At 45.3% G+C, this 19,918-nt stretch carries 18 protein-coding genes, 1 tRNA gene and 1 riboswitch; of the genes, 14 read left to right on the top strand and 5 right to left on the bottom strand.

Translation table 11 applies throughout. From position 1 onward, the window contains the following. From rsxC to BIW15_RS01140, 4 genes are all read right to left on the bottom strand, one after another. Positions 1-2,219 (bottom strand): electron transport complex subunit RsxC (rsxC, locus tag BIW15_RS01155; protein WP_077280427.1); only part of this gene is annotated, 2,219 nt, incomplete at its 3' end. Positions 2,220-2,227: 8 nt separating this feature from the next. Then, positions 2,228-2,824: an electron transport complex subunit RsxB gene (gene rsxB / locus BIW15_RS01150; protein WP_005480813.1), complete on the bottom strand. Its 597-nt coding sequence runs from the start codon at positions 2,822-2,824 to the stop codon at positions 2,228-2,230. Between the two features lie 3 nt (positions 2,825-2,827). Next, a complete protein-coding gene (gene rsxA, locus BIW15_RS01145; protein ID WP_005380762.1) occupies positions 2,828-3,406 on the bottom strand; it encodes an electron transport complex subunit RsxA in 579 nt (192 codons plus the stop codon). A gap of 327 nt (positions 3,407-3,733) precedes the next feature. Next, positions 3,734-3,809 (bottom strand) — tRNA-Asn (locus BIW15_RS01140). Positions 3,810-4,396: 587 nt separating this feature from the next. On the opposite strand from BIW15_RS01140, the gene uvrB reads away from it, so the two are divergent. The 3 genes from uvrB (at position 4,397) to luxU (ending at position 8,461) form a co-directional block, all read left to right on the top strand. After that, a complete protein-coding gene (gene uvrB, locus BIW15_RS01130; protein ID WP_005494496.1) occupies positions 4,397-6,427 on the top strand; it encodes an excinuclease ABC subunit UvrB in 2,031 nt (676 codons plus the stop codon). Positions 6,428-6,716: 289 nt separating this feature from the next. Beyond that, a complete protein-coding gene (gene luxO, locus BIW15_RS01125; RefSeq protein WP_005461534.1) occupies positions 6,717-8,120 on the top strand; it encodes a quorum-sensing sigma-54 dependent transcriptional regulator LuxO in 1,404 nt (467 codons plus the stop codon). A 2-nt stretch (positions 8,121-8,122) separates the two neighbouring features. Next, positions 8,123-8,461, top strand: a complete 339-nt coding sequence (luxU, locus tag BIW15_RS01120; protein ID WP_077280426.1) for a quorum-sensing phosphorelay protein LuxU — start codon at positions 8,123-8,125, stop codon at positions 8,459-8,461. Positions 8,462-8,539: 78 nt separating this feature from the next. On the opposite strand, the gene BIW15_RS01115 is transcribed toward luxU, so the two are convergent. Beyond that, positions 8,540-9,433: a YvcK family protein gene (locus tag BIW15_RS01115; protein WP_005494500.1), complete on the bottom strand. Its 894-nt coding sequence runs from the start codon at positions 9,431-9,433 to the stop codon at positions 8,540-8,542. Positions 9,434-9,606: 173 nt separating this feature from the next. Beyond that, a riboswitch (molybdenum cofactor riboswitch) is annotated at positions 9,607-9,740 on the top strand. Between BIW15_RS01115 and moaA the strand changes: the two genes are divergently transcribed. The 11 genes from moaA to BIW15_RS01060 all read left to right on the top strand — a co-directional run bounded on the left by moaA (position 9,729) and on the right by BIW15_RS01060 (position 19,904). Beyond that, complete coding sequence (gene moaA / locus BIW15_RS01110; protein WP_005461510.1) at positions 9,729-10,718, top strand: GTP 3',8-cyclase MoaA; 990 nt, start codon at positions 9,729-9,731, stop codon at positions 10,716-10,718. Its footprint overlaps the riboswitch before it by 12 nt. Positions 10,719-10,820: 102 nt before the next feature. Then, positions 10,821-11,333: a molybdenum cofactor biosynthesis protein B gene (moaB, locus tag BIW15_RS01105; RefSeq protein WP_005461494.1), complete on the top strand. Its 513-nt coding sequence runs from the start codon at positions 10,821-10,823 to the stop codon at positions 11,331-11,333. A 26-nt stretch (positions 11,334-11,359) separates the two neighbouring features. Beyond that, positions 11,360-11,839: a cyclic pyranopterin monophosphate synthase MoaC gene (moaC, locus tag BIW15_RS01100; RefSeq protein WP_005461493.1), complete on the top strand. Its 480-nt coding sequence runs from the start codon at positions 11,360-11,362 to the stop codon at positions 11,837-11,839. Continuing rightward, positions 11,836-12,093, top strand: a complete 258-nt coding sequence (moaD, locus tag BIW15_RS01095; RefSeq protein ID WP_005461535.1) for a molybdopterin synthase sulfur carrier subunit — start codon at positions 11,836-11,838, stop codon at positions 12,091-12,093. Before moaC ends, moaD begins: the two co-directional genes overlap by 4 nt. Before the next feature lies 1 nt (position 12,094). Further along, complete coding sequence (gene moaE, locus BIW15_RS01090) at positions 12,095-12,550, top strand: molybdopterin synthase catalytic subunit MoaE (protein WP_005461480.1); 456 nt, start codon at positions 12,095-12,097, stop codon at positions 12,548-12,550. A 561-nt stretch (positions 12,551-13,111) separates the two neighbouring features. Then, entirely contained in the window at positions 13,112-14,785 is a 1,674-nt protein-coding gene (locus BIW15_RS01085) for an ABC transporter substrate-binding protein (RefSeq protein ID WP_025526741.1), read from the top strand. A 132-nt stretch (positions 14,786-14,917) separates the two neighbouring features. Further along, on the top strand, positions 14,918-15,838 hold the full coding sequence (gene oppB / locus BIW15_RS01080) for an oligopeptide ABC transporter permease OppB (RefSeq protein ID WP_005461536.1): 921 nt from the start codon (positions 14,918-14,920) through the stop codon (positions 15,836-15,838). Positions 15,839-15,853: 15 nt separating this feature from the next. After that, positions 15,854-16,756: an oligopeptide ABC transporter permease OppC gene (gene oppC / locus BIW15_RS01075; RefSeq protein ID WP_005482423.1), complete on the top strand. Its 903-nt coding sequence runs from the start codon at positions 15,854-15,856 to the stop codon at positions 16,754-16,756. 27 nt (positions 16,757-16,783) lie between these two features. Next, a complete protein-coding gene (locus tag BIW15_RS01070; RefSeq protein ID WP_015297053.1) occupies positions 16,784-17,755 on the top strand; it encodes an ABC transporter ATP-binding protein in 972 nt (323 codons plus the stop codon). Continuing rightward, positions 17,752-18,744, top strand: a complete 993-nt coding sequence (gene oppF / locus BIW15_RS01065) for a murein tripeptide/oligopeptide ABC transporter ATP binding protein OppF (RefSeq protein ID WP_017447834.1) — start codon at positions 17,752-17,754, stop codon at positions 18,742-18,744. The genes BIW15_RS01070 and oppF overlap by 4 nt, the downstream gene beginning before the upstream one ends. A 212-nt stretch (positions 18,745-18,956) precedes the next feature. Beyond that, positions 18,957-19,904, top strand: coding sequence for a glutathione S-transferase family protein (locus BIW15_RS01060; protein WP_077280425.1), 948 nt, complete (start codon positions 18,957-18,959; stop codon positions 19,902-19,904). Positions 19,905-19,918: the final 14 nt, after the last annotated feature.

The following is a 19,918-nucleotide window of genomic DNA, read 5'->3' as shown; positions in this document are numbered from 1 at the left end:
CGCGCTTTTGCACGAGCAATAGCGGCTGCAACTGCGGCTTTCTTCGGATCTTCAGCTGGCTCTTGAGAAGCGGTTTCTTCAACAGGTTGAGATTCAGTCTCTTGTTGCGCTTTACGAGCTTTTGCACGAGCAATAGCAGCAGCGACTGCGGCTTTCTTCGGATCTTCGGCTGGCTCTTGAGAAGCTGTTTCTTCAATAGGTTGAGATTCAGTCTCTTGTTGCGCTTTACGCGCTTTTGCACGAGCAATAGCAGCGGCTACTGCGGCTTTCTTCGGATCTTCGGTTGGCTCTTGAGAAGCTGTTTCTTCAACAGGTTGAGATTCAGTCTCTTGTTGCGCTTTACGAGCTTTTGCACGAGCAATAGCAGCGGCTACTGCAGCTTTTTTATCTTCTGGCTCTTCAGATGCGTTTTCTTCCTGCTGAGCTTTTTTCGCTTTCGCGCGCGCGATTGCTGCAGCAACTGCGGACTTTTTGTCATCAGCATTGTTAGCAGGGGTTTCGCTTTGTTCTTTTTCTGCTTTACGTTCACGAGCAAGACGCTTGCGCTCTTCACGCAGTTTTGCCATTTCGGAGTTGTCAGGCTCAGTTGCACCAACTTTTGCTGCTGCGGCTTGCTTCGCTTTTGCTTTGGCAATGGCAGCCGCGACAGCAGGTTTAACTGCTGGCTCAGCTTTATTATCTTCGTTCGATTTTTGTGCTTTAACACGAGCAATGGCTGCGGCGATAGCATCATCACCACCGGTTGACTTCATCTCTTTTCGACGGTCATCCGCGGCTTTCTTGAAGCGGTTCTCACGCTCTGCTTTTTCGCGCTCCATACGCGCTTTTTTCTCTTCGAAGCGCAGTTTTGCACGCTCTGCGGCTTCTGCTTCTTGAGTTCGAGTACGAATTTCTGCTTTTGCTTGGCGGTAATATTGCACCAGTGGAATTTCACTTGGACAAACAAACGCACAAGCGCCACACTCGATACAATCTTTTAGATTCAGTTCTTCTAGCTTGTCATATTCTTCGGCCTTAGCATGCCATTGAAGCTGCTGTGGCAGTAGAGATGCAGGACAAGCTTCCGCACATTGACCACAACGTATACATTCCATCTCGTATTGATGAGCTGAAATCTCGTGACGAGTCGGAGCTAAAATACAGTTCGCCGTTTTGGTGATAGGAACCTGTGAGTGGGGCAGGGTAAAGCCCATCATTGGTCCGCCCATGATCAAACGCTGAAGTTTTTTATCGGCTTTGTACCCGAATTCGTCGAGCAGTGCTTGAACTGGGGTACCCAAGAGCGCCCATACGTTTCGAGGCTGTTTAAAGGTTTTACCTGTTAACGTAACGACACGTTCGATCATTGGCTCGCCATCGATGATAGCGCGCTTAATTGAGTATAAAGAACCGACGTTTTGAACCAAGATGCCAATATCTGCAGGGATAGAGCCGCTAGGAACTTCCTTGTTGGTCAGAATCTTTATCAGCTGCTTTTCACCACCCGATGGGTATTTCGTCGGGATTACTCGAATAACAATGTCCTTGTTCAGAGCGGCACTTTCCAGCGCTTTAATGGCATCTGGCTTGTTATCTTCGATACCAATGATCGTCAGTTTTGGCTTAAGGATATGTTCGACGATTTCGATGCCCTGAATAAGCTCTTCGGCATGCTCCTGCATCAGTTTGTCATCGGCCGTGATGTACGGTTCACATTCTGCTGCATTTACAATCAGGATTTCTGTACGAGCAATGCCTGATTGGATCTTTTTCGCGGTAGGGAAGCCAGCACCACCCATCCCTGAAATGCCAGCAAGGCGAATAATGTCGATGAGTGCATCGGCGGATTCTTGAGTGTAGTCAGCGATAGGTGACTTTTCACACCAAGTATCTTGGCCGTCAGGAGTGATGACGGCGCACAATTCGCTCAAACCAGAAGGGTGAGCCACCGTTCGAGGCTCGATGGCAGTGATAGTGCCAGAAGTTGGCGCATGTACGGGCACTGTAAACCCAGTTTCTGATTGGGTTAAAGCTTGTCCTTTTAAAACGTGCTCACCAACAGAGACCAACAAGTTACCCGCTTTACCAATGTGCTGTTTCAGCGGAAGAATGATTTCAGCGGGAATGGATGCTCGCACTAAGTCGGCTTTATTGGATTGTTTTTTGTTTTCTGCCGGATGCACACCGCCTGGGAAGTCCCAAAGCGAGCCTGTACGAATTTGTTCAATCAAAGACAACATACGAAACCTTACTTAATTGAATCTTTCACGTTCGCTGCATCGCTGGCAGCATCCGTAATGTTAACCACTGGGATGGCGTTAAGTTGCCACTTCCAGCTATCTGTGGTGGTTTCCACAGGAATCATTTCAATACAATCGGTTGGACATGGCGCGACACACAAGTCGCAGCCTGTACATTCGTCTTTGATGACCGTGTGAACGGCTTTTGTCCCACCAACAATCGCATCAACAGGACAAGCTTGAATACACTTAGTACAACCGATACACATATCTTCGTGAATGAAGGCAACGGTCGGTACTTTGCTGTCTAGATCGTGTGCCGACTCTTCAGGTTCCACACCCATTAAGTCTGCGAGTTTTTCGATGGTTGCTTGACCGCCGGGAGGACATTTATTGATGTTGTCTCCATTCGCAATCGCTTCTGCGTATGGTCGACAGCCTGGATAACCACATTGGCCACATTGTGTTTGTGGAAGAATCGCGTCGATTTGATCCACGATAGGATCCGCTTCAACTTTAAAACGAATAGAAGCAAAACCAAGAATGGCACCAAAAATCGCAGCAAGCACAGCGAGTGCGATGATCGCAATTAAAATCGTACTCATTGTTTACTTCACCAAACCTGTAAAGCCCATGAAAGCAAGCGACATTAAACCCGCTGTGATCATTGCAATCGATGCACCTTTAAATGGAACAGGCACGTCAGCCGCAGCGATACGCTCACGCATAGAAGCAAAAAGGATCAATACAAGTGAAAAACCGACGGCTGCACCAAAACCATAAATGATAGATTCGATGAAGTTATGATTCTCATTGATGTTGAGAAGTGCAACACCCAATACGGCACAGTTGGTCGTGATCAGTGGTAAGAAGATACCAAGCAAGCGATAAAGGGTCGGGCTAGTTTTGTGTACAACCATCTCGGTGAACTGTACCACGACAGCGATCACCAAAATAAAGCTCATGGTTCTTAAGTACTCGATACCGAGCGGTCGCAAGATATAGCTTTCCACTAAGTACGCACACACAGATGCGAGGGTTAGCACAAAAGTGGTTGCTAACCCCATGCCTATTGCTGTTTCCAGTTTTTTAGACACGCCCATAAATGGACACAAGCCCAAAAACTTCACCAGTACAAAGTTGTTCACCAGCACAGTGCCGACCAACAACAAAACATATTCGGTCATAGTTATTACGTTCTTAAAATCCGATCTCAATATTATCGTGTTTTGTGACACCAATAACAACCAGTGAACGATGTGGTTTTATACACACGGATGAAAAATAACCGCCAATGTGAGTTAGATAGATGAATTTGTATCGGAATTAATAGTTTGGTGAATAATTTGTTGGGGGAATGAGAGCTAACGAAAAGTGCGCGAGTCCTGAGTGGCCCATACGAACGATTGAGTTGGCCTCTGATACTTAGCAAGTGGATAGAAGTTTTAAGCCGATTTTTTGACGATTAAAAACGAAAAAAGCTCAGTTTTTCAACTGAGCTTTTTTCTTGAATTTGGCTCCCCCTGCAAGACTTGAACTTGCGACATACGGATTAACAGTCCGCCGTTCTACCGACTGAACTAAGGGGGAATTGCTTTGCTTGAAAGCGGGACGAATCTTACCGAGCACTAAAACTAGTGTCAACAGTAAAAAAATACATTTTTTTGAAAAAATTGTACTTAAAGCGCTTTACTTTTTTGTAGTGCTTGCCAGTAAAGGGCTAGAGTTACTTATCCACTAAAATTGTGGATAAGTGTGTTGATGAGATCTGAGTAAAGAACTTTTATATGCAACGTGGTTTGTTTTGTGTGCATTTTTAGTCAGTTTTATGCGCAAAATAGGCAAATGAAACAGTAATTTATTGAGTGAGTGGGTAAAATATTCAAAGTGGATAAAAGATGAGCTTTTGGGGATAACGAGCTTTTTAGAGAAGTTTTGGGGAAAAGTTGTGGAAACTATAAGTTGATATTAGAGGAGTGTTTATCAACTAGGGCGAAGTACTATATCAGAGCGACTCGAATAAGGCTATAGCCATATAGACAAAGTACAAAAATTATTAGCAATGAGTGAGAAAAATCATTTAGGCATAGATTTCGTTTACTAAGGTGTATATATATACAGCACAGAAGTGGTAACACAGCCTAACGTAGTAAAGGCAGTAAAGATTGAGGAAGGGTATGAGTAAAGTTTATGAACTGGTCTCTGAGTATCAACCATCAGGTGACCAGCCAACCGCGATTAAGCAATTATTAGAAGGCTTAGATGCGGGGTTGGCGCATCAGACGCTTTTAGGTGTAACGGGTTCTGGTAAAACGTTCACGCTAGCGAATGTGATTGCTCAAGCACAGCGTCCTGCAATTTTACTGGCGCCAAATAAAACCCTCGCGGCTCAGTTGTATGGGGAAATGAAATCGTTCTTTCCTAACAATGCGGTCGAGTATTTTGTGTCTTACTACGACTACTATCAACCAGAAGCGTACGTGCCTACAACTGACACCTTTATTGAAAAAGATGCGTCAGTGAACGCTCACATTGAGCAAATGCGTTTGTCTGCCACCAAAGCTTTACTAGAACGAAAAGATGCCATCATCGTCGCTTCTGTCTCGGCCATCTATGGTTTGGGTGATCCCGAGTCGTATTTACAGATGATGCTGCACTTACGCCGTGGTGACGTGATCGATCAGCGTGACATGCTTCGTCGCCTAGCGGAACTCCAATACTCGCGTAATGATGTCGCTTTTGAACGCGGTCAGTTCCGTGTTCGCGGCGAAGTGATTGACATATTCCCAGCCGAGTCTGACCAAGATGCTGTGCGCGTTGAAATGTTTGATGATGAAGTGGATTGCATCAGTGTGTTCGACCCATTGACGGGTGTCGTGAAACAAAGAGATTTGCCGCGTTACACGATTTACCCGAAAACGCACTACGTGACGCCCCGCGACCGTATTCTCGAAGCGATAGAAAGCATCAAAGTTGAGCTCGAAGTACGCAAGAAACAATTACTAGAGAATAACAAGCTAATAGAAGAGCAGCGCATTAGCCAGCGTACACAGTTTGATATCGAGATGATGAATGAGCTCGGTTTCTGTTCTGGTATCGAAAACTACTCACGTTATCTCAGTGGTCGTTCTGAGGGCGAGCCGCCTCCAACCTTGTTCGATTACTTGCCTCATGATGGTTTGCTTATCATCGATGAGTCCCACGTGACTGTACCGCAGATTGGTGCGATGTATAAAGGTGACCGTTCACGTAAAGAAACTCTGGTTGAGTTTGGTTTCCGCTTACCATCGGCGTTGGACAACCGTCCTCTAAAATTTGAAGAATTTGAATCTCTTGCTCCGCAAACTATTTTCGTCTCGGCGACGCCGGGCAATTATGAGCTAGAGAAATCGGCAGGTGAAATTGCGGATCAAGTCGTGCGTCCTACTGGCTTGCTGGACCCAATACTCGAAGTTCGACCAGTCGCGACGCAGGTCGATGATTTGTTGTCTGAAATTCGTATTCGTGCCGCCAAAGAGGAGCGTGTTCTTGTTACGACTCTGACCAAACGAATGGCGGAAGATTTAACGGAATATCTGCATGAGCATGATGTTCGTGTTCGTTATCTTCACTCCGACATCGACACGGTAGAGCGCGTCGAGATCATTCGAGATTTGCGCTTAGGTGAGTTTGATGTCTTAGTGGGTATCAACTTGCTTCGAGAAGGTTTGGATATGCCGGAAGTCTCGCTGGTGGCAATTTTGGATGCCGACAAAGAAGGTTTCTTGCGTTCAGAACGTTCACTCATTCAGACGATAGGTCGTGCTGCGCGAAACATTGAGGGTAAAGCGATTCTCTATGCGGATAGCATTACAAAATCGATGAAAAAAGCGATGGATGAAACCAATCGTCGTCGTGAGAAGCAGCAAGCGTATAACGAGAAAATGGGCATTACGCCGCAAGCGCTAAAACGTAATATCAAGGATATTATGGAGTTGGGCGACATTACTAAGTCCAAACGTCAACGCAATACTAAGCAAGTGCCACTGTCTAAAGTGGCTGAACCATCTCAAACTTACGAAGTGATGTCTCCACAACAATTGGAGAAAGAAATCAGTCGACTAGAAGCGGCGATGTACCAACATGCTCAGGATCTGGAATTTGAGCTTGCGGCTGAGAAGCGTGACGAAATAGAAAAACTGCGTGCGCAATTCATCGCGAATAGCTAGTTAACACGAAAAGCTGTTTCTAAAGAGATACTTGGAATAGGCAAAAAAAGAAGCCAATAGGCAGTCGGGTCTATTGGCTTGTTTTGTGAACATATCGTTCACTAACAACGTCAGTTGGCTAGGTGACCCGAGGGGTCGCTAATATATCAGCATGCTTTATGCCACTTTTTAACCTATTGATATCATTTTTGATTCTATTATCATTAACCGTAACTTTGCTAATGTTATTTGCAAAATGCAAAGCGTAATGCGATTATTGTTTAAAACACAACAAAATATTAGCTAGGTTATGCAACAAAAAACTGAAGGCCAAAAATCTCGTTACCTTTTGATGGTTGAGGATACAGCATCGGTTGCGGCGTTATACCGCTCGTACCTCACGCCTTTAGGGATCGACATTAATATTGTCGGTACAGGTAGAGATGCCATTGAAAGTCTCAATCATCGAATTCCAGATCTTATTCTTCTCGATCTTCGTCTGCCTGATATGACGGGGATGGATGTTTTGCACGCCGTTAAAAAGAGTCATCCAGATGTACCGATCATTTTCATGACGGCTCATGGCTCTATCGATACAGCGGTAGAAGCGATGCGTCATGGCTCTCAAGACTTTTTGATCAAACCGTGTGAAGCAGACCGTCTGCGTGTTACGGTCAACAACGCAATTCGCAAAGCAACTAAGCTAAAAAATGAAGCAGATAATCCGGGTAATCAGAATTACCAAGGTTTTATCGGCAGCAGCCAAACCATGCAGCAGGTCTATCGCACCATTGACTCTGCCGCTAGCAGTAAAGCGAGTATCTTTATTACTGGTGAAAGTGGTACGGGTAAAGAGGTATGCGCAGAAGCCATCCACGCTGCAAGCAAACGTGGTGATAAGCCGTTTATTGCCATCAACTGTGCAGCCATACCTAAAGACTTAATCGAAAGTGAACTATTTGGTCACGTAAAAGGGGCATTTACTGGTGCGGCAAATGACCGTCAAGGTGCCGCTGAGTTAGCCGATGGTGGCACGTTGTTCCTCGATGAATTGTGTGAAATGGATTTGGACTTACAAACCAAATTATTGCGATTCATCCAAACCGGTACTTTCCAAAAAGTAGGCTCTTCAAAAATGAAGAGTGTGGACGTGCGCTTCGTTTGTGCGACCAACCGAGACCCTTGGAAAGAAGTTCAAGAAGGACGTTTCCGCGAAGACTTATACTACCGTTTATACGTGATTCCTTTGCATCTCCCGCCTCTTCGCGAACGTGGTGAAGATGTGATTGAAATTGCGTACTCACTGTTAGGCTACATGTCTCATGAAGAGGGCAAAAACTTTGTCCGCTTTTCTCAAGAAGTGATTGATCGCTTTAACAGTTATGAGTGGCCGGGTAACGTCCGACAACTACAAAACGTATTGCGTAATATCGTGGTGCTCAACAACGGCAAAGAAATTACGCTAGATATGTTGCCACCGCCGCTGAATCAACCGTTAGATAGGCCATCTGTATCTAAACTGATTGAGCCAAAAGCGATGACCGTTTCAGAGATCATGCCACTATGGATGACAGAGAAAATGGCGATTGAGCAAGCGATTGAGGCGTGTGACGGCAATATTCCAAGAGCCGCTGGGTATCTTGATGTCAGTCCGTCAACGATTTACCGCAAACTACAAGCATGGAATGGTAAAGAAGAGCGGCAGAAGGTGTAAACATGACGATATTGAATCAACAAAAAATAGATGAACTGTCGATGGAAATCGGCAGTGATAACGTGCCTGTTTTGCTCGATATTTTTTTGGGTGAGATGGATACGTACATCGACAACTTGTCGCAGTTAGAAGGTTCAGAGCGCTTAATGTATTTGAAAGAGATCAGCCATGCGCTAAAAAGCAGTGCTGCGAGTTTCGGAGCCGACAGTTTGTGTGAGTTAGCGATGTCTATCGATAAAAAAGCCAAATCTGGTGAGTTAGTTGAACAGGGTAGTGAGCTTAACACTATGCTTGAACGCTTGAATGAAACACGCGACGCGTATCGCTCTTGGACTCAATAAAGTCTTTACTTTTTTTAAACACAAAGCCCTTCCATATTGGAAGGGCTTTATCGTATCAACGTTGGCAGTCTCAAGTGGCTACTTAGTGAGTAGTTGGTTTTCTATCGCTGCTTTCAACTTATCTCGGTCGTGACGCCAATCTCGGTTGGTTGAGGCTAATGATTCGGTAACGACGTTCCATTGTTCCAACACTTTCTGGTCCGTTTCTTCGGCAAGGACGACATCGATTCTTCGTCCTTGGCACGCACGTTCACACCATTCCAGCTTTTGCGCCATCGACATTCGACCTGCTGGGCCGTATTCAGGGCTGAGGTTAGCAACGAATATCACCTTCGCTTTTCGGTTTGCTGCAATGGCTTTGCCCAGCTCAGGCAATAACAATGGCGGCATAATACTGGTGAGGAAACTGCCTGGGCCAAGAATGATTGCATCGGCTTCTGCCAGAGCAGTAACGGCTTCTTTAGTGGCTGGAACTTCTGGTGAAAGATCTAAGCGACGTAAGTCGGTTTCCATCTCATCCACATTGGTTTCACCTGTGACCCATTGACCGTTCACTGAAAGTGCAGACAAATCCGAAGGGTGCTCTGACATTGGCAGAATATTGACATCAACCTTAAGCATGTTTCGGATCAGATTGATTGCATCCAGCGGTCGAACCGACAAGTTATCCAATGCTGTTAGCATCAAATTGCCAAGGTTGTGGCCGTCCAGCTCTCCCGTACCTTTAAAGCGGTATTCGAACATCATCGAACTGATAGATGGTTCAGTGATTAGCTGGTTGATGCAGTTTCTGGTGTCTCCCCAAGCGATGCCACCTTGGCAGTGACGAATACGCCCAGTTGAACCACCATTGTCGGTTGTGGCAACAATGCCCGTAGCATTACTGCCAAAGTCTTTTAAAGCGGCTAACATTCGACCTAAGCCATGACCACCGCCAACAGCGACCACTTTCTTATCCGTATAGATATTCATTACGTTCTTCTAATAATGTTGTAAAAAACGGCTACAATTTAACTTAATGAGTGTCCTAACGGTACTCACTAAGCGGTAATTTGTGTCTCTAGAGAGTTTTTTATCACTCAAGTCTGGATTCCATTACAAATATTAAGTATTTTACACCGCAAAGCTATCAGGGGTTATCCCTCTGGTTGCCATAACTCCGAGCTCACTATGCTAAGTCCGAGGATAAGCATTTTGAGCCAGTGACATACTGTCACAAGGGCATGATTGGAAATGGCCATGCCTCCCGTGTTTGGAAAGGTGTTCCGTGGCGCAACAATTCGAAGACAAATTTCATCGTAAGTTTTATTACTTGCGTCTGTCTGTGACTGACGTATGTAATTTCAAATGTACCTATTGCCTTCCTGATGGTTACAAACCATCGGGCAACAAAAACTCGTCTTTTTTATCTCTTCCTGAAATCAAACGGGTCGTAAAAGCGTTTGCTGATTGTGGCACGTCAAAAGTGCGCATTACTGGCGGCGAGCCAAGCTTGCGCAAAGATTTCACTGACATCATTCATTCTGTCGCAACGACGCCAGGCATCAAAAAGGTGGCGACGACGACTAACGGCTACAGAATGGCGAAGCAAGTTGCAGACTGGCGTGAAGCCGGTTTAACAAACATCAACGTGAGTGTAGATAGCCTCGACCCTCGAATGTTCCATCAGATTACGGGTGAAAATAAGTTCACTGAAGTCATGAATGGTATCGAGCGTGCGTTCGAAGTCGGTTATGAGCAGGTCAAAGTTAATGTGGTGTTGATGAAAGATCTGAACCATCACGAGCTACCCGCATTTCTTAACTGGATCAAAGATCGTCCAATCCAATTGCGCTTTATTGAGCTAATGCAAACGGGCGAGATGGATGACCTCTTTTCAAAGCACCATGTTTCTGGTGTTGCGATTCGTAATCAACTGATTGCGAACGGCTGGTTACTGAAAGTGCGTTCGCACAATGATGGCCCCGCTCAGGTGTTTGTTCACCCAGATTATAAAGGTGAAATCGGTCTTATCATGCCGTATGAAAAAGACTTTTGTGAAAGCTGTAACCGTCTGCGTGTTTCTGCGCTGGGTAAGCTGCACCTTTGTTTGTTTGGTGAACATGGTGTGGAACTGCGTGATTTGTTGGAGCGTGATGACCAAGAAAACGAGTTGATTGAACGTATCCAATCGCAGCTGCAAACAAAGTCCGTAAGCCACTTCTTACACGATGGCAATACTGGTATGACGCCGCATCTTGCGTCTATCGGCGGCTAACTTTATTCAATTTTTTAGAGAGAGCTTGGTGCTAAGCTGGCTCTAACTTTTTCCGAATCGATACCAAGCGTATCAAAGCTAATTTAGAGAATAGGTGAACAAATGGGTCACGCTGAAAGCAAATTTCAACCTGCAAATATTGCCGTTCTAACGGTATCTGACACACGTACTGAAGAGAACGATACCTCTGGTCGTTACCTTGTTGAACACGCTCAAGAAGCGGGTCACAACGTAGTAGACAAACAAATCGTTATTGATGACATGTACAAGATCCGCGCGATCGTTTCTCAATGGATTGCCGATGAAAACGTCCAAGCGATCATGATCACTGGCGGTACCGGTTTTACTTCACGCGATAGCACGCCAGAAGCACTTAAGCCTCTATTTGATAAAGAAGTTGAAGGCTTTGGTGAGTTGTTCCGTATGGTGTCGTATGAAGAGATCGGTACGTCTACTATTCAGTCTCGTGCGATTGCAGGTTTTGCTAACCACACCGTGATCTTCGCAATGCCAGGTTCAACTGGTGCGTGTCGTACAGGCTGGACAAAAATTATTAAACAGCAGTTGGATGCAAGTCATCGCCCTTGTAACTTCATGCCACACCTATCTGTATAACCTTTCCTAAAAGCGAAGGAAAAACAATGACCCAATTTACACACATTAATGCATCTGGCGAAGCGAACATGGTCGATGTGTCTGCAAAAGCAGAAACCGTGCGTGAAGCTCGCGCTGAAGCATTTGTACACATGGCTCCAGAAACCTTGCAACTTATTGTCTCTGGCCAGCACCACAAAGGTGATGTGTTCGCAACGGCTCGTATTGCTGGTATTCAAGCAGCGAAGAAAACATGGGATTTGATTCCGCTTTGTCATCCGCTACTGCTTTCTAAAGTTGAAGTTCAACTGGAAGCTATCGAAGCAGAAAACAAAGTTCGCATCGAGTCTGTATGTAAACTTGCGGGTAAAACTGGTGTCGAAATGGAAGCGCTCACTGCAGCTTCCGTCGCTGCACTAACGATTTACGATATGTGTAAAGCAGTACAAAAGGACATGGTCATTGGTCAAGTTCGTCTATTAGAGAAGACGGGTGGCAAATCTGGACATTTCAAGGCGGAATCATGATTAAAGTACTTTTCTTTGCTCAAACCCGCGAGCTAGTGGGTATCGACAGCGTTGATTTGGACGGCCAGTTCGATACGGTCGAAGCCGTTCGCGCACATCTTGTCGAAGCGGGCGCAGAAAAAGCAGGCAAGTGGGACTTGGCGCTTGAGCCAGGCAAGCTGCTTGCTGCAGTGAACCAATCGATCGTCCCACTGGATACACAAGTAAAAGCGGGTGACGAAGTCGCGTTTTTCCCACCGGTAACGGGAGGCTAAGATGGATCCTCGTGTTTCTGTACAAGTTGAAGACTTTTCTGTTGATCAAGAATATCAACGCTTGTCGGAAGGCACTGCTGCTGGTGCGGTCGTGACCTTTATCGGTAAAGTCAGAGATATGAACCTTGGTGACAACGTGATTGGCCTGCATCTAGAGCATTATCCGGGCATGACGGAAAAGAGCTTGAGCGATATTTGTGATGAAGCTGAAGCTCGCTGGCCTCTGCTTGGCGTGCGCGTGATTCATCGTGTGGGTGATATGGACAGCGGCGACCAAATTGTATTTGTGGGCGTTTCTAGTGCGCACCGCGGCGCGGCATTTGATGCGTGCGAGTTCATTATGGACTATCTGAAAACCAAAGCACCGTTTTGGAAAAAAGAGCGCACAACTAACGAAGATCGTTGGATTGAATCGCGCGACACCGATCATCAAGCAGCGCAGCGCTGGGAAAAATAGAACCAGCTACTCGTTTTGACAAAAAATAAAAAGCTAAGTGTTAATCGCACTTAGCTTTTTTTGTATTTCGCTATTTGTTCAACCATATTGAAACGGTTCAATACTGCGATTCTTATCTTCGAAAACACCCGTGTTTTATCTCGGTGATATTGTTCACAATAAAAAATATCGAGCAATATATAAACGATTATTTGTTAGACTTCGTTTGTCACAAATGTTAAATAATATGCGAATATCTAGCATAAGATGCTATCAAATAGTTTAAATTCAGAGTAATCGAAAGTTTTGGCTGCTAAATGTCAGTTACAGTCTTCATTTTACTAGTGAATGCTTTTGTATTGGAGTTTATTGCTAGATATGTGCGGTTATTACAGAATTATTAGTTTTTTTGCTACATTTTTATGGCAAATTACTTCAATGATTGCTAATGTGTGCCGCAGTCTCTGTAAGGTTTTAGGCTTTTGTGCTCAGAAAGTGCACTAAAAAAATCTAAAACGCTGACCGTTCCAGTCCCTTATAGAGAAGTCATGGATGCTAACGAAAAAACTTGGAGTTTTACGCATGTATAAGAATAAAATCACGCGCGCTTTATTTATTGGTGCTGGTCTTTCTCTTGCCCTAGCGGGTTGTGGCGACAATAAGCCAGAAGAAAAACAGGCGGCTCAGCCAGCACCTGCACCAGAAGCAAAAACTGATTCTTCAGAACCGAAACTAGCAGCAGTTCAAGAGTTGGTGCGTGGTAACGGTACAGAAGTTGCGACAATAGACCCTCACAAATCTCAAGGTGTTCCTGAATCTCACGTGATTCGCGACCTACTTGAAGGTCTAGTAAACCAAGACGCAGACGGTAACACTATCCCAGGTGTTGCAGAATCTTGGGAAACTGAAGACAACAAAACATACACTTTCCACCTACGCAAAGACGCGAAATGGTCAAACGGCGATCCTGTAACAGCAGGTGACTTCGTTTACAGTTTCCAACGTGCTGTCGACCCTGCAACGGCTTCTCCATACGCTTGGTACATGGAATACACCAAGATGAAGAATGCGAAAGACATCGTTGCTGGCAAAAAAGACAAGAGCGAGCTGGGTGTTAAAGCTGTGGATGACCACACTCTAGTGGTAGAGCTAGATACAGCTGTACCTTACTTCGTGATGATGATGGGCCACACAACAGTGAAGCCTGTTCACCAAGCGACAGTAGAGCAGTTCGGCGATCAATGGACGAAGCCAGAGAACTTTGTTGGTAACGGTGCTTATGTTGTTGACAACTGGGTTGTGAACGAGCGTCTAGTATTGAAGCGTAACGAGCAATACTGGGACAACGAAAACACCACACTAGAGAAAGTTACTTTCCTACCGATTGAAAACCAAGTTGCAGAAATGAACCGCTTCCTAGCGGGTGAAATCGACTTCACGAACGAACTGCCAACAGAGCACTTCAAGCGTCTGAAGAAAGAGCACCCACAAGAAGTATCTGTGACGGGTAACCTATGTACTTACTACTACATCTTCAACACGAAGAAAGCTCCGTTTGATGATGTACGTGTTCGTCAAGCTATCTCTTACGCGATTGATCGTAACATCGTAACTGATGCGATTTTAGCTCAAGGTCAAAAACCAGCTTACTTCCTAACGCCAGAAATCACAGCAGGTTTCAACCCAGAAATTCCTGCTTACGGCAAAATGACGCAAGAAGAGCGTAACGCAGAAGCGGCGCGTCTATTGGAAGAAGCAGGCTACGGCGCAGATAATCCACTTAAGTTTAACCTTCTTTACAACACGTCTGAGAACCACAAGAAAATTGCGGTTGCTCTAGGCTCTATGTGGAAGAAAACACTTGGTCTAGACGTAACGCTAGAAAACCAAGAGTGGAAAACATACCTATCAACAAAAGACTCAGGTAACTTCGAAGTTGCTCGTGCTGGTTGGTGTGGTGACTACAACGAAGCTTCGTCATTCTTGACTCTAATGATGAGCAACAACACCACTGGTGGTATTCACTACGACAGCAAAGAATATGATGCAATTATGAATAAAGCGTTCAGCTCTACGTCAAACGAAGAGCGTCAGGCGCTTTACCTAGAAGCTGAGAAGCTAATGGCGAAGGATATGCCAATTGCACCTATCTACCAGTACGTGAAATCACGTCTACTATCTACGAAAGTGGGTGGCTTCCCATCAAACAACGCGGAAGAAAAGATCTACTCTAAAGATCTCTACATCACTGAGTAAATCTTCAATCAGATAGAACTATAAAAATTAGGCTCTGCATGTGAGAAATTGCATGTAGCGCCTATGTTCAGTCCAAAATAAATCGGACTATTCTTTTTCATTTAAATTGTCACAGACTGAAAGAGTGAGTTTATGCTTAAATTCATCGCAAAAAGGATATTTGAGGCGATCCCAACAATGTTGGTTTTGATCACCGTATCTTTCTTTCTTATGCGTTTTGCTCCGGGAAACCCTTTCTCGACAGAACGTCCACTACCGCCAGAAGTTATGGCGAACATTGAAGCGAAATACGGCCTTGATAAGCCAGTATTCGAGCAATACACAACGTATTTGACCAACGTTCTGCAAGGTGATTTTGGTCCATCGTTTAAATACCTAGATTACACCGTAAACGAGTTGATCGCCGTTGCTCTGCCAGTGTCAGCGAAAGTGGGTTTTATCGCCTTCATCTTTACGTTGATCATGGGCGTGACGGTCGGGACGATAGCGGCTCTCAAGCAGAATACGTGGGTTGACTACACCATAATGTCGACCGCGATGCTTGGTGTGGTTATGCCGTCGTTCGTATTGGCGCCAGCTCTGATTTACCTATTCTCTCTACATTGGCACATTTTCCCTGCGGGTGGTTGGCAAGATGGTAGCTGGCAGTTTTTAGTGTTGCCGGTTATTGGTATGTCATTGCTTTACGTTGCAACGTTTGCCCGTATTACTCGCGGTTCAATGATTGAGACGCTAAACAGTAACTTTATCCGCACCGCTCGCGCTAAAGGTCTGAGTTACCGTTACATCATCATCAAACATGCTCTCAAACCAGCACTTCTTCCTGTTGTTTCTTACATGGGTCCTGCTTTCGTAGGCATCATCACGGGTTCTGTTGTTATCGAAACCATCTTTGGTTTACCGGGTATCGGTAAGCTATTCGTTAACGCTGCATTTAACCGTGACTACTCGCTAGTAATGGGTGTAACCATTCTGATTGGTTTCCTATTTATCTTATTCAACGCGATTGTAGATATTCTACTTGCAATGATTGACCCGAAAATTCGCTACTAACAGGGAAGTTTGGTTATGTTGACGAAAAAAGAAAACCTAGAAGCGATTGAAAAATTCTCTGAGAACTTAGAGATTGAAGGTCGCAGTCTTTGGCAAGATGCTCGTATCCGCTTTATGCGTAACAAAGCGGCGATGGTGAGCTTATTTATTCTTGTTTTAATGACGTTGGCGGTAATTGTTCTGCCGATGATCGCTCCTTACGCGTTTGACGATACTGACTGGTATGCAATGCACGTTGCGCCAAACTCTGAACATTGGTTTGGTACCGACAGTCTAGGCCGAGATTTGTACGTACGTACTCTAATCGGCGGCCGTATCTCGCTAATGGTTGGCGTGATGGGTGCATTCGTAGCGGTATTGATTGGTACACTTTACGGTGCGGCTTCTGGCTTCATTGGCGGTAAAGTTGACCGCATTATGATGCGTATTCTAGAAATCTTGTACGCTGTACCGTTCATGTTCCTAGTTATCGTACTTGTTACCTTCTTCGGCCGTAACATCATTCTTATCTTCGTTGCGATTGGTGCAATCGCCTGGTTAGATATGGCGCGTATCGTACGTGGTCAGACACTCAGCCTACGTAGTAAAGAGTTCATCGAAGCTGCGCACGTTTGTGGTGTAAGTAATTGGAAGATCATTACTCGCCATATCGTACCGAACGTATTGGGTATTGTAGCGGTTTACTCTACGCTTCTAATTCCGAGCATGATTCTGACCGAATCATTCCTATCATTCCTTGGTCTTGGTGTTCAGGAACCAATGACAAGTTGGGGCGCACTTCTACAAGAAGGTGCACAAACAATGGAAGTAGCAATTTGGCAGTTGGCATTCCCAGCGGCGTTCATGGTTGTGACTCTATTCTGCTTCAACTACGTTGGTGACGGCCTGCGCGACGCGCTGGATCCAAAAGACAGATAATTAAAAGATAAGATTAAGGAAGCAATGATGAGCTTATTAGATGTCAAAGATCTGCGTGTCGAATTTACCACCCAAGATGGTATCGTAACCGCAGTAAACGATTTGAACTTCTCTCTGAAGCAGGGCGAAACTCTCGGTATCGTGGGTGAGTCTGGTTCAGGTAAATCACAAACTGTATTCGCAATCATGGGTCTACTGGCGAAAAACGGCAAGATCTCAGGCAGCGCGAAATTTGAAGGTCGAGAAATTCTTAACCTTCCAGAAAAAGAGCTGAACAAAGTTCGTGCTGAACAGATCGCGATGATCTTCCAAGACCCAATGACGTCACTGAACCCTTACATGAAAGTCAGTGACCAGTTGATGGAAGTGCTAATGCTGCACAAAGGCATGGGCAAAGCAGAAGCGTTTGAAGAATCAGTACGTATGCTGGAAGCAGTAAAAATCCCTGAAGCACGTAAGCGTATTACCATGTATCCGCACGAGTTCTCTGGCGGTATGCGTCAGCGTGTAATGATTGCGATGGCGCTATTGTGCCGTCCTAAACTGCTGATTGCGGATGAACCAACTACGGCACTAGACGTAACGGTTCAAGCGCAGATCATGGACTTGTTGAACGAGCTGAAATCCGAGTTCAACACGGCAATCATTATGATCACCCACGACCTAGGTGTTGTTGCTGGTTCATGTGACAAAGTGCTTGTGATGTACGCAGGTCGTACGATGGAGTACGGCAACGTAAACGAAATTTTCTACAACCCAAGCCACCCTTATGCGGAAGGTCTGTTAAAGGCGATCCCTCGTCTGGATACAGAAGGCGAAATTCTGCCAACCATTCCTGGCAATCCACCAAACTTACTGCGCCTACCACCGGGCTGCCCTTACCAAGAGCGTTGTCATCGTGTGATGGACCGCTGTAAGCGTGAGGCACCAATCTTGACGCCATTTGGTGATGGTCGTCAGCGTGCATGTTTTTCTGAATGGGAGGCTTGGAACAAATGAGCGCAGATAAAAAGTTAATTCTGGATGTATCTGATCTGAAAGTTCACTTCAGCATCGCATCAAAATCAGCGTGGCCTTGGTCAAAACCTTCTAGCCTAAAAGCGGTAGATGGCGTAAATGTGCGCCTCTACGAAGGGGAAACGCTTGGCGTAGTCGGTGAGTCAGGTTGTGGTAAATCGACCTTCGCACGTGCCATCATTGGACTTGTTGAAGCGACCGATGGCGAAGTGGTTTGGTTAGGCCAAGACCTCACAAAAATGAAAGATGTACAGCGTCGTGAAACGCGTAAAGAAATCCAGATGATTTTCCAAGATCCTTTGGCTTCTCTTAACCCGCGTATGACGGTTGGCGACATCATTGCTGAGCCTTTAGAGACATTCTACCCAGAATTGTCTAAGCAAGAAGTGAAAGACCGCGTTAAAGAGATGATGGCGAAAGTTGGTCTATTGCCAAACGTAATCAACCGTTACCCACACGAATTCTCAGGTGGTCAGTGTCAGCGTATCGGTATCGCACGCGCACTTATCCTTAAGCCAAAAATGATCATCTGTGACGAACCAGTTTCGGCGCTAGACGTATCGATTCAGGCTCAAGTTGTTAACCTTCTGAAAGAGCTGCAAAAAGAGCTAGGACTTTCTTTGGTGTTTATCGCGCACGATTTGTCAGTGGTGAAACATATCTCTGATCGTGTTCTCGTGATGTATTTGGGTAACGCGGTAGAGTTAGGCGAAGCGGATGCGCTATTTGCAGACCCTAAGCACCCTTATACGCGTGCGCTGATGTCGGCGGTTCCAATCCCAGACCCAGAGTTAGAACGCAATAAAACCATCCAAATGTTGGAAGGGGATCTGCCATCACCAATCAATCCTCCTTCAGGTTGTGTGTTCCGTACTCGTTGCCCTCAAGCGACAGAAGAGTGTGCAAAAACCAAACCTACGATTGAAGGTACAGACATTCACGCGGTTTCTTGTATTCACGTGAGCGTGTAACCAACCAAATGTTAGGTTAAGTAAATTCAGCCTGTGACGGGCTTAAGCGCGATTCCTTTTACTAGGGTCGCGCTTTTTTTATGCTCATTTTCTTTGAACATGAATTTCAATGCTCATTCGAATTTCTTGAACAAGATGTCCTAAGCGTGATGATTTTCTGTTTCTTATGAATCTCTAATATAAAGGGAGACATAAGAAATAGGAGAGCAATCATGGGTAAGTTGGTCGAAGGCGTATGGCACGATGTGTGGTATGACACAAAAGCGAATGGCGGGAAGTTCGTTCGTGAAGACGCTGGATTTCGTGACTGGATTAAAAATGATTCAGAGGCGGTATTCCAACCAGAATCTGGCCGTTACCATTTGTACGTTTCTCTCGCGTGTCCTTGGGCACATCGAACGCTTATCTTCCGTAAGTTGAAAGGTCTAGAGCCACACATTGATGTGACGGTTGTTTGCCCTGATATGCTCAGTCAAGGTTGGCAAATGGGTTTACCCGAGCCGCTGTTTGGTCATACACGTATGCACCAAATCTACACTCAAGCGAAACCCGACTACACAGGGCGTGTTACGGTGCCAGTTTTATGGGACAAAAAGACCAACACCATCGTGTCGAATGAATCGTCAGAGATCATTCGTATGTTTAACTCCGCATTTAACGATCTCACGGGCAATCATGACGATTATTATCCCGAGCCACTACGCGGTGTGATTGATGAATGGAATGATTACATCTATCCAAACGTGAATAATGGGGTGTACCGTTGCGGTTTTGCTACTTCGCAAGAAGCGTATGAAGAGGCTTTTGAATCATTGTTTTCGGCCTTAGATAAAATTAATGCTCATCTGGCGACCCATCGCTATCTAGCAGGCAATAAAATTACGGAAGCCGATTGGCGTTTGTTCACCACGTTAGTGCGTTTTGATGCCGTGTACGTTGGGCACTTCAAATGTAATAAACAACGCATTGCCGATTACGTCAATATTCAGGGTTATCTGAAAGAGTTGTATCAGATTGACGGTATCGCCGATACCACCGATTTCTATCATATTAAGCGCCATTATTACTTCAGTCACACAGGGATTAATCCAACGCAAGTGGTGCCTAAAGGGCCTGAATTAGACTTTAGTTCTCCTCACCAAAGAGAAATGATCGGTTAGTTTGTAACGGTTCA

The sequence above is a fragment of the Vibrio sp. SALL6 genome (assembly GCF_002002385.1).
Taxonomy (GTDB): domain Bacteria; phylum Pseudomonadota; class Gammaproteobacteria; order Enterobacterales; family Vibrionaceae; genus Vibrio; species Vibrio parahaemolyticus.
The sequence above is the reverse complement of the archived record's forward strand: the minus strand, read 5'-3'. Positions and strand labels throughout refer to the sequence as shown.

Excerpts from the sequence above, each read along its gene's own strand:
- moaE (WP_005461480.1), top strand. The coding sequence starts at position 12,095 with ATGGATCCTCGTGTTTCTGTACAAGTTGAAGACTTTTCTGTTGATCAA.
- rsxB (WP_005480813.1), bottom strand. The coding sequence starts at position 2,824 with ATGAGTACGATTTTAATTGCGATCATCGCACTCGCTGTGCTTGCTGCG.
- oppB (WP_005461536.1), top strand. The coding sequence starts at position 14,918 with ATGCTTAAATTCATCGCAAAAAGGATATTTGAGGCGATCCCAACAATG.
- BIW15_RS01085 (WP_025526741.1), top strand. The coding sequence starts at position 13,112 with ATGTATAAGAATAAAATCACGCGCGCTTTATTTATTGGTGCTGGTCTT.
- luxU (WP_077280426.1), top strand. The coding sequence starts at position 8,123 with ATGACGATATTGAATCAACAAAAAATAGATGAACTGTCGATGGAAATC.
- BIW15_RS01115 (WP_005494500.1), bottom strand. The coding sequence starts at position 9,433 with ATGAATATCTATACGGATAAGAAAGTGGTCGCTGTTGGCGGTGGTCAT.
- uvrB (WP_005494496.1), top strand. The coding sequence starts at position 4,397 with ATGAGTAAAGTTTATGAACTGGTCTCTGAGTATCAACCATCAGGTGAC.
- BIW15_RS01060 (WP_077280425.1), top strand. The coding sequence starts at position 18,957 with ATGGGTAAGTTGGTCGAAGGCGTATGGCACGATGTGTGGTATGACACA.
- oppF (WP_017447834.1), top strand. The coding sequence starts at position 17,752 with ATGAGCGCAGATAAAAAGTTAATTCTGGATGTATCTGATCTGAAAGTT.
- moaC (WP_005461493.1), top strand. The coding sequence starts at position 11,360 with ATGACCCAATTTACACACATTAATGCATCTGGCGAAGCGAACATGGTC.
- BIW15_RS01070 (WP_015297053.1), top strand. The coding sequence starts at position 16,784 with ATGAGCTTATTAGATGTCAAAGATCTGCGTGTCGAATTTACCACCCAA.
- moaD (WP_005461535.1), top strand. The coding sequence starts at position 11,836 with ATGATTAAAGTACTTTTCTTTGCTCAAACCCGCGAGCTAGTGGGTATC.
- moaB (WP_005461494.1), top strand. The coding sequence starts at position 10,821 with ATGGGTCACGCTGAAAGCAAATTTCAACCTGCAAATATTGCCGTTCTA.
- rsxA (WP_005380762.1), bottom strand. The coding sequence starts at position 3,406 with ATGACCGAATATGTTTTGTTGTTGGTCGGCACTGTGCTGGTGAACAAC.
- oppC (WP_005482423.1), top strand. The coding sequence starts at position 15,854 with ATGTTGACGAAAAAAGAAAACCTAGAAGCGATTGAAAAATTCTCTGAG.
- luxO (WP_005461534.1), top strand. The coding sequence starts at position 6,717 with ATGCAACAAAAAACTGAAGGCCAAAAATCTCGTTACCTTTTGATGGTT.